At 61.5% G+C, this 8,955-nt stretch carries 6 protein-coding genes; all 6 read right to left on the bottom strand.

From position 1 onward, the window contains the following. Positions 1 to 164: 164 nt before the first annotated feature. On the bottom strand, positions 165 to 1,379 hold the full coding sequence (locus tag DWV43_RS00190) for an ABC transporter permease (protein WP_117816740.1): 1,215 nt from the start codon (positions 1,377 to 1,379) through the stop codon (positions 165 to 167). Beyond that, positions 1,376 to 2,149 carry an ABC transporter ATP-binding protein gene (locus DWV43_RS00185; protein ID WP_117816739.1) on the bottom strand — a complete coding sequence of 258 codons (774 nt, stop codon included), beginning with the start codon at positions 2,147 to 2,149 and terminating at the stop codon, positions 1,376 to 1,378. The genes DWV43_RS00190 and DWV43_RS00185 overlap by 4 nt, the downstream gene beginning before the upstream one ends. Beyond that, a complete protein-coding gene (locus tag DWV43_RS00180; RefSeq protein ID WP_117816738.1) occupies positions 2,149 to 3,570 on the bottom strand; it encodes an efflux RND transporter periplasmic adaptor subunit in 1,422 nt (473 codons plus the stop codon). The genes DWV43_RS00185 and DWV43_RS00180 overlap by 1 nt, the downstream gene beginning before the upstream one ends. 129 nt (positions 3,571 to 3,699) lie before the next feature. Further along, a complete protein-coding gene (locus DWV43_RS00175) occupies positions 3,700 to 5,445 on the bottom strand; it encodes a L,D-transpeptidase (RefSeq protein WP_117816737.1) in 1,746 nt (581 codons plus the stop codon). A gap of 117 nt (positions 5,446 to 5,562) precedes the next feature. Continuing rightward, complete coding sequence (gene sdaAA, locus DWV43_RS00170; RefSeq protein ID WP_117816736.1) at positions 5,563 to 7,170, bottom strand: L-serine ammonia-lyase, iron-sulfur-dependent, subunit alpha; 1,608 nt, start codon at positions 7,168 to 7,170, stop codon at positions 5,563 to 5,565. Between the two features lie 311 nt (positions 7,171 to 7,481). Further along, positions 7,482 to 8,762, bottom strand: a complete 1,281-nt coding sequence (gene metK / locus DWV43_RS00165; protein ID WP_117816735.1) for a methionine adenosyltransferase — start codon at positions 8,760 to 8,762, stop codon at positions 7,482 to 7,484. Positions 8,763 to 8,955 lie beyond the last annotated feature (193 nt).

Raw genomic sequence — 8,955 nt, 5'->3', positions numbered from 1 at the left:
AGCCCGTCATCCATCAATAGCTCGAGGACGACGCCCAGAACTGGCGCAAACAGCCCTTCAATAAGTTGCGGTGAAATAGTGTCTGTTTTTGCTGCTAGATAGCATATTCAGTCCCTAATTCACCGCAACTTGTTGGTGGTGGCTTACTGGTAGCTGGTGGTGACTTACTGGTAGCGTAGGCACTCCACCGGGTTGAGCTTTGCCGCGCGGCGAGCGGGGTAGAAGCCAAAGATTACGCCGATGCCGACTGAAACCGCAAAGGCGAGCAACACCGTCGTAAGGGAAAAGCTCGGCGTAATCGTCCCGCTGGCTCCAAACTCGCTCATAATGCTCGAGTTGGCGGCAAAAAACGCGAGCCCCCATGCCAGCAGATAGCCGATCACAACACCGAGAATGCCGCCGGTGATGCACAGTGCCGAGGATTCGGCCAAAAACTGAGAGGTGATATCACGTCGGCTTGCACCAAGCGCGCGGCGAATACCGATCTCGCGGATACGCTCGGTCACATTGGTGAGCATCATGTTCATGATGCCGATACCGCCCACGAGCAGCGAAATACTGGCAACGGCGCCCATGATGAGCGAGAAGGCGCCCATAAAGGAATTGAGGGAGTCGATAGCGCTTTTCATGGAGCTTACCGATACGCTATCGTACTCGTCGTCCTTCGAGATGCCCTTTATGCTACGCACCTTGGACTCGATGGTCTTGCAGAGCTTATCCATATCCGTGCCTTCGGCGGCGAGCGCCGTCACGCTCGGAAACGACGGATTGTCATCGCCGTAGAGCTCGGCGATCGCGGCCCGTGGCATGTACAGGTTCAGCGAACCCATGGATTCGCTGCCACCATCGATAACGCCGACAATTTGCACTTCTCCGCTCGACACCTTGATGGTCTTGCCGAGTGCGTCCTGTTCGTTACCGTACAGTTGCTCGGCACCGCCGCGGCCGATGAGCGCCACGCGCGCACCGGATTTCGACTCGATACCGTTGTAGGTGCGCCCTTCGACGATCTTGCTGGCGCCCACGGCATCGAGCATGTCACTATCGACGCCGTGTGCCATGACGGTATAGCTTTTATCCCCGACTTTGTACTCGGAATAGGCACTGTCGACAATGCCGATCTGCTCGATTTGCGGCACCATCTTACGCAGTTTCTCGACGTCCGAATCGGTGAGCTCTTGGGACGAATAGATCTGCACCATGCGGGCGGCGTTAAGACCCAGGCTGTTGACTAGGCTGTTTTGGATGCCTCCGATAAGCGAGGTCATGGCTATGACCGACGCGATTCCAATGACGATGCCCAGGATGGTGAGCAGGCTGCGTCCCTTGTTGGCCTCGAGCGAGTGAAGGGCTTCTTGGACGAGATCGCGGGTGCTCATGCCTTCGCTCCTTTCGGCTGATTGGTGGTTGTAGAAATCACGGGCAGATTGTTGACGGCCCCGCGGAGCGTATTCGGTGTATGCGCGATATATGCACCGTCGTGAATCCGTCCGTCGCGAATGGTTACGGCGCGGTCGGCCTCGGCGGCAATGCCGGGATCATGCGTGATGAGCACGATGGTCTTGCCGCGCTCCTGGAGCTTGTGGAAGGTCTCCATCACGAGCGCTCCGGTGGCGGAGTCCAGGTTTCCCGTCGGTTCATCGGCCAAGATGATGGGCGGGTCGTTGACGAGGGCGCGCGCGATGGCGACGCGCTGCATCTGTCCGCCCGAGAGCTCGGAGATGCGATGGTCCCAATGGTCGACCGGAAGCGTGACGGCTTGCAGCGCGTGCACGGCGCGCATCTCGCGTTGGCTACGCGGCACATTGGTGTAGGACAGCGGCAGCATGACGTTTTCGATCACCGTCAGGCGCGGCAGCAGATTAAAGCTTTGAAAGACAAAGCCGATGCTCAGCGCGCGCACCTCGGTGAGCTCATCATCGTCGAGCTCCGCCACGTTGAGGCCCTGCAGGTAGTAATCGCCTGCCGTCGGCTTGTCCAGGCAGCCCAGGATGTTCATGAGCGTCGACTTGCCCGAGCCCGAGGGGCCGGTGATGGCGACGAACTCACCGGGATCTACTGCCAGGCTTACGTTATGCAGGATGTGGGCGCAACCGGCCTCGCTCTCAAAGATGCGGTGCACGTTGCGGATGTCGATGACGGGACGCATTACTTGCCCTCGTCGGCAGGCATGTTGTCGCCGCCGTCTGCCGTCATGCCTGTGCCGGTATCCGTCACGATGGTGTCGCCGTCGCGTAGCTTGGTAACCGGGACGTCTGGGTTGATCTCGTTGCCCTGGTCGTCGCGCTTGACCTGCGTTTTGCCGACCACGGCGTCGTTATCGTTTTGCGTCACGACGGTCACCTTCACGCGGCGCGTCTTTTTGCCTTCCGAATCGGTGGCCAGATTGACGTAATAGTGCTCGCCATCTTCGGTCATCAGCGCCATGGTCGGCACCATCACCACGTCGTCGAGCTTCTCGGTCACTACCGAGACCTCGGCAGTCATACCCGGCTTAAGGCGACTGTCGGGTGCTTCGATGAGGATGTCGACGTTAAAGGTCACGCTGCCGCCGCTCCCGGAGGAGGAGTCGGAGTTTGCCACCGAGGCGATAGCCGTGACGGTGCCTTGGCTCACGATATCGGGAAACGCGGGATAGGTCACGTTGGCGCTTTGGCCCACGGCAATTTTGGCGATATCCTTTTCGCCCACCTGAACCGTCACCTTCATCTTGGACAGGTCGGCGATTTGCATGCACTGTTTGCCGCCGCTCGTGTCGCCTTCGCCCATGATCATGCCTCCTGTTACCGTGGCGCCCACCTTGGCGTTGAGCTCCACGATGTTGCCCGAGCTCGGGGCCGTGACCGTACGGCTGGCGGCCTTGGCGTTAGCCTGATCGAGGTTTGCCTGGGCCGATGCGAGGCTGCGCTGCGCGGCCGATACGGCGTTCGTGTCCGCTGATGCGGCGGAGACGCCAGTCGCTGCGGAAGCTCCATCGACATCCGTCGTTGGGGCGGCCTGCGCGGCAGCTGCGGCTTTCTTCGCGTTGGCGAGGTCTTCCTGTGCCGCTGTCACCGCGCGCTGCGCCTCGGCAACGTTGCGATCGAGCTCGTCGTTTTTAATGGTCATGAGCACGTCGCCCTCGTTGACGGACTGGCCGGCTTGCACGTTGATTGATGCCACCGTTCCGTCGACAGAAGGGGAGACCACCGAAGCCGAGATGGGCTTGAGCTGGCCTTTAGCCTCGACGGTGGTCGTAAACGTGCCCTCGGTGACCATGTCGGTCACCGGCCCGTTGGTTCCTGCGGGCCGTGCGTTGATGACTGAGGTCACGACAACGGCGATGAGCACAATGGCGGCCACGACGCCGGCCGCAATGCCGCGCCGGATGAGCTTTTTGCGCCGACGCTCGGCACGCTTCGCTTTGAGTTTGGCGTAGGCCTCTTCGTCAGAAATCTCGGTTGTATCGCTTGTGCTGCCGTTTTGCCGTGCGGCGTGCACGTTTGTTATGAGGGGAAGCGTTTCGGTGGCACCCTCGGGCGTTCGATCGGCATCATTCGGTCCCGGGGTAATGGTGGGGACATTCGACATGGCGTCTCCTTAATAGAAAGTTCCTCGATAATTATATGCGCCCGTCGCGATGGCCGGGCGCATATAGCGGTATCTTTCGGAACTGTTAGATTGGAGCGTCAGTTCCCCGTTGTGTGAAGGCGTGTTTCCCTACGAGTGCACGACCACGCACAGGCCAACGCTAATGCAGTCGTGGAGCGCCTTGGCATCGGCCAGGCGCAGGTTGATGCAGCCGTGGCTGCCGCACCACTTATAGGACTCGGCGTTGTCGAAGCTCTTGTCGTTTTGCCAGGTGGCGTCGTGGAAACCGATCATATTGCCCTCGAACGGCATCCAATAGCTGACCGGGCTCTCGTATTTGGGCTTTCCGGTCTCGGGGTCTTTAGCACCGATGAGCTTGCTTGCGCCGTCGTTGCTGTTGATCTGCCACACGCCCTCCGGGGTGGCGTCTTCGCCCGGTTTGCCGGAAATAAAGTTGGCCTCCCACACGATATTGCCGTTCTCGTCGTAGTAGCGCGCGTGCTGCTCGGACAGGTCGACGTCGATATAGGCCTTCCAATCGGGCTCGCCCTTGGCAGTAAACGTGTCGGCCTTCTTGGAGTACGAAATCTCGATATCGCCGGTCTGCTTGTTATTGATAGCGTCCTCGACCTGCTTGGCGAGCGTGTCGCTGTCGATGGACCAGCCAAAGTCGCCGCCCTCGACAGCGCACTCCTTGCCGTCGGCGCGTGTCCACCAGCGGGTGGATCCCACGGTGTTAAAGCCGTTAGCGAGTTCGGCGGCCCAGCTGCCGATCTGCGACGTATCGAGCGTGGGGTTGGCCGGATCGGCAAAGCTGATCCACTGCAGCACCGAGCTGCCGTCCACTTTACCGGCATCATTGCCGTTGAGCTTAAGGGTCACGTTGACGCCCAGGAAGTTGTTGGCGGCATCGCATGCAGCCTGAATCTGGTCGTTGGTGAGGGTGCCGTTGAGCGGTTCGTAGGCGTCGTTGCCGATCTTGGTGATATCGACGTTCTCGGCGAGCGACGCGAGTTCGATCTCGGCATATTTGATGACATGCTCGCGGTTGATCTTCTCGTTGGAACGGGCCTTCTCAACGGTGAACTTGCCGGCCTTCTCGTCATAGGAGCTGGTGGCCTCGAAGGTGCCCGAGCGGCCCTCGTTGAACTCGTCGATGGCGCTGCCCAGGTCCTCCTCAAACTGCTTTTGGTCAAAGGCATCGGAGAGCATGGACAGGTCGACGTCCTGGTCCAAGTCGACCGAGTCGTTCTTGGTGGCGCTAACGGTTTTGCCGCCGAGCGACGCGAGGAGGCGCGATGGCCACAGCAGCGGCTCGTTTTTGTTGATAATCTCGTGGGCGGCTTCTTCGCCATCGACGATGGGCTCGTCGGACTCGGGCTGGTAGATCCAGCTAAAGTCATCGCCCGACACGGTGAGCTTGTAGTGCTTCCATGCCGAGTTGACCTTGGTGGCTGCCGAAGATGCGTTAGAGAGCGAGATGTCGACGCCGGCGATGGTAGTGTTGGGGTAAGCGACCTGCGAGAACGCCACGACGCCTACGATGTAGACGATCGCGACGAGACCGAGGACGACAAAGAGGGCCGTCTTGCCGCCCGACTTGCTGGTTTTGTTGATGCGCTTGTCCGCGGGCCCGCGATTGCTTGCCGCGCGAGCGTGCGAAGGGCCCTGCTTGGGGGCGGGACCCTGTGCGGGGCGCTGCTGGTATTGCTGATGCTGCTGGTATTGACGCTGATTCGGGCGCTGGGAGGCATTGGCCGGGCCGTGTTGTTGGGTGTGGGCCGGCGCGATGGGGCGCGGCGATTGGACGCCGCCAGTATGCCTACTGGGCTGTTGCGGATCGGGAATCATGTTGCTGCGGTCGATTTGCGACATCGTTTATATTTCCTTCGAGTTTCGCCTTGCGGCTCATCGTGTTTTAACTGGGCTTGCATTATAGCGATTAGCCTGTTGTTTGTGGTGCGGAAACAGTATCAGTTTGGAGAAGTCTGCCTATCCGCATATGCCGCATTTGGCGCAGGCAGAAAGCGCGGCCGGGGCTTGAGCGATGCCGCCCTTGGCCGTCTCGCGCAGGGTTGCCGGCAGGGCGTGGCCCACCGAGAGCATCACATGCGCCATCTGGTCAAACGGCACCAGGCTCTTGATGCCGGCGAGCGCGAGCTGGGCCGAGCTGAAGGCCGCGGCCACGCCGATGGCATTGCGGTTTTGGCACGGCACCTCAACAAGTCCGCCCACGGGGTCGCAAACGAGGCCTAGCAGATTGCTCAGCGCGATGGAACTGGCGTCGAGTGCCTGCTCGGGGGTGCCGCCGAGCATCTGCACCAGCGCGGCGGCGGCCATCGCGGCGGCGCTTCCCACCTCGGCCTGGCAGCCGCCCTCGGCGCCGGCGACGCAAGCGCTCGTGGTGAGGTTGAGGCCGATGGCGGCAGCACAGTAGAGGGCGTCCATGACCTGCTCGTCGTCGAGCTGCAGGTGGTCGGCAAGTGCCAGCACGCAGCCGGGCACGACGCCCGCGGAGCCTGCCGTGGGGGCGGCGACGATCACGCCCATAGTGGCGGAGCGCTCGAGCACGGCCATCGCGCGGGCCACGGCATCGGTCTGAACGGTGCCCATCAGGTTTGTGCTCAAATCGTTACGGCCGGTGGCATCGACGAGCTTCGCCTCGCCGCCGATGAGCCCGCCGAGCGAGCGCTGCGGATTGGCGATGGGGGCCGTGGTCTCCTCGCGCATAACGTCGAGCACGCGGCGCATCGCGGCGACGGCGTGCTCCTCGCCGGTCAGACGCGCTTCGCGCACGGCCATGACGGCGCCGATGCTGAGTTCCAGCTCCTTGCAAGCGTCGAGCAGCTGTTCGCCGTCATCGAAGATCTCCTTGGCCGAGACGCCGGGGGAGAGCGATGATGCCGAGCCCGGGAGTTCAATAAAGGTGGCGTAGTCGACGTTGTCGAGCTTGCGGAGCATGGGAATGACGGTATCGTCGGGGACGCCGTCGGTCTCAAAGACAGAGTAGGCCTGGCCGCCCACCTCGGTGCGGTAGGTGCGGCAAAACGCGATGTTCACGTGTACGTAGGCGAGTAGGTTCGTGAGTGCGGCGAGCACGCCGGGAACATCCTGGTGCGCCACGAAGAGCGTTGAATACATGCCCGAGATGTCGACGCCGACGCCGTTGATGCGGCTGATGCGCATCTTGCCGCCGCCTAGGCTCTCGCCGCGGACCTGTGCCGTGGCACCCCTGTCGTCGAACATCTCGATATCGACGGTGTTGGGGTGGATGGAGGCGTCGTCGCCCTTAATGTCAAAGTGATATTCGAGGCCTTGTTTGCGTGCGAGGTCGAAGGCCTGCTTGATATTCTCGTCGTCGGTGTCGAGGCCCAGGATGCCCGCGACAAGCGCGCGGTCGGTGCCGTGGCCACGGTAGGTGTGCGCGAAGGAGTTCCACAGGCCAAAGGTAACCTTGGTGATGCGGCCCTCGAGCAGGCTGGCGGCAACCTGGGCGCACCGCAGGGCGCCGGCGGTGTGCGATGAGCTGGGGCCGACCATGACGGGCCCCAAGATCTCGAATGCCGAGGTCGTAGCTAGTGTTTGCGGCTTGCCTGCCATGGCTGCTCCTATTCTATCCCGTCGTCCCGAGGGGCGGGGCATAAGGTCGCCTACTCGGACAGTCCTGCTCGCACGGAGAGCACATTAAGTGCTCTCCGGCTCGTGCGGAACTCGCGATCGACCTTATGCCCCGCCCCTCGGGACTAAGGATACATGGTAGAGGCGCTCGTGCTGCAAAATTCATGAGCTGGTGACCTATTCTGCGTCCCAGGTCGGCTCATCTTCACCACCGGTTAATAAAAAAGAAGTACCGCTTGGGGGCGGTACTTCTTTTGGTGCGTTGTTATTTGGCTGTGGCTTTTCTCGTTAGCTTACAGGCCGCAGGCTGCTTTGAGTTCTTCGACTCGGTCGGTTTTTTCCCAGGTGAAGTCGGCGTCTTCGCGACCGAAGTGGCCGTAGGCTGCCGTCTTCTCGTAGATAGGACGACGCAGATCCAGGTCGCGGATGATCGCGCCCGGGCGCAGGTCGAAGGTTTTCTCGACGGCTTCGACGATCTTGTCCTCGGCAACATGCGCGGTACCGAAGGTGTCGACCATGATAGACAGCGGCTTGGACACGCCGATAGCGTAGGCCAGCTCGACCTCGCAGCGGTCGGCCAGGCCCGCGGCCACCACGTTCTTGGCGACCCAGCGCGCGGCGTATGCGGCGGAGCGGTCGACCTTGGTGCAGTCCTTGCCGCTAAAGGCACCGCCGCCGTGACGGCCGTAGCCGCCATAGGTGTCGACGATGATCTTACGGCCGGTGAGGCCCGTGTCGCCCATGGGGCCGCCCACGACAAAGCGACCGGTGGGGTTCACATAGATATCGGCGCCGTCCCACGGCATGTTCTCGGCAGCCATGACGGGGGCGATGACGTGCTCGATGAGGTCGTCCTTGATCTTGCCCATGTCCTCGATCTCGGCGGCGTGCTGCGTGGAGATGACGATGGTCGTGACCTCGACGGGCTTGCCGTCCTCGTAGCGCACCGTGACCTGGGTCTTGCCGTCGGGGCGCAGGTAGGGCAGGGTGCCGTCGTGGCGCACGGCGGCCAGGCGCTCGGCCAGGCGGCTCGCCAGGTAGTGCGGCATGGGCATGAGGGTCTTGGTCTCGTTGGAGGCATAGCCAAACATCATGCCCTGGTCGCCGGCGCCGATCAGATCGATCGGGTCGGTGGTGGCGCCGGTCTGGGTCTCGAAGGACTCGTCGACGCCCTGGGCGATGTCGGGCGACTGCTCGTGGATGAGGCTCATAACTCCGCAGGTATCGCAGTCAAAACCGAACTTTGCGCGGTTGTAGCCAATGCGGCGGATAACGCCACGGGCAATCTCCTGCACGTCGACGTATGCCTGGGTGCGGATCTCGCCGGCAACGATGACCGTGCCGGTGGTCACGAGGGTCTCGCAGGCGCAGCGGGCGTTCTCCACGTTGGCGGGCACGCCGTTGGGCGCAATGTAGCCCTGCTCCTGCAGCTCTATTTCTTTAGCGAGGATTGCGTCGAGGACGGCGTCGCTGATCTGATCGGCGATCTTATCGGGATGGCCTTCGGTCACCGACTCCGACGTAAAAACAAAGGACCCGTGTTGGGGTGGGATGGAACGAAGTTCTTCTGGCATGATAGCCCCTTTCAAAATACGTGTCCCGGCGACCGTTACCATTCCGCCGAGCTCTATATGCAAGGGCACATCATATCGCGTTAATCAAACATTCACACCCTTTCCGCACCTACTCATTGGGGACAGACTTAAATGACCAGTCTTAAACCAAGAATGTCCCCAATGACTACAACGACTGGTCATTTAAGTCTGT

It is taken from the genome of Collinsella sp. AF05-9 (assembly GCF_003465595.1).
Classification (GTDB): domain Bacteria; phylum Actinomycetota; class Coriobacteriia; order Coriobacteriales; family Coriobacteriaceae; genus Collinsella.
This window is presented reverse-complemented; position numbering and strand designations above follow the sequence as displayed.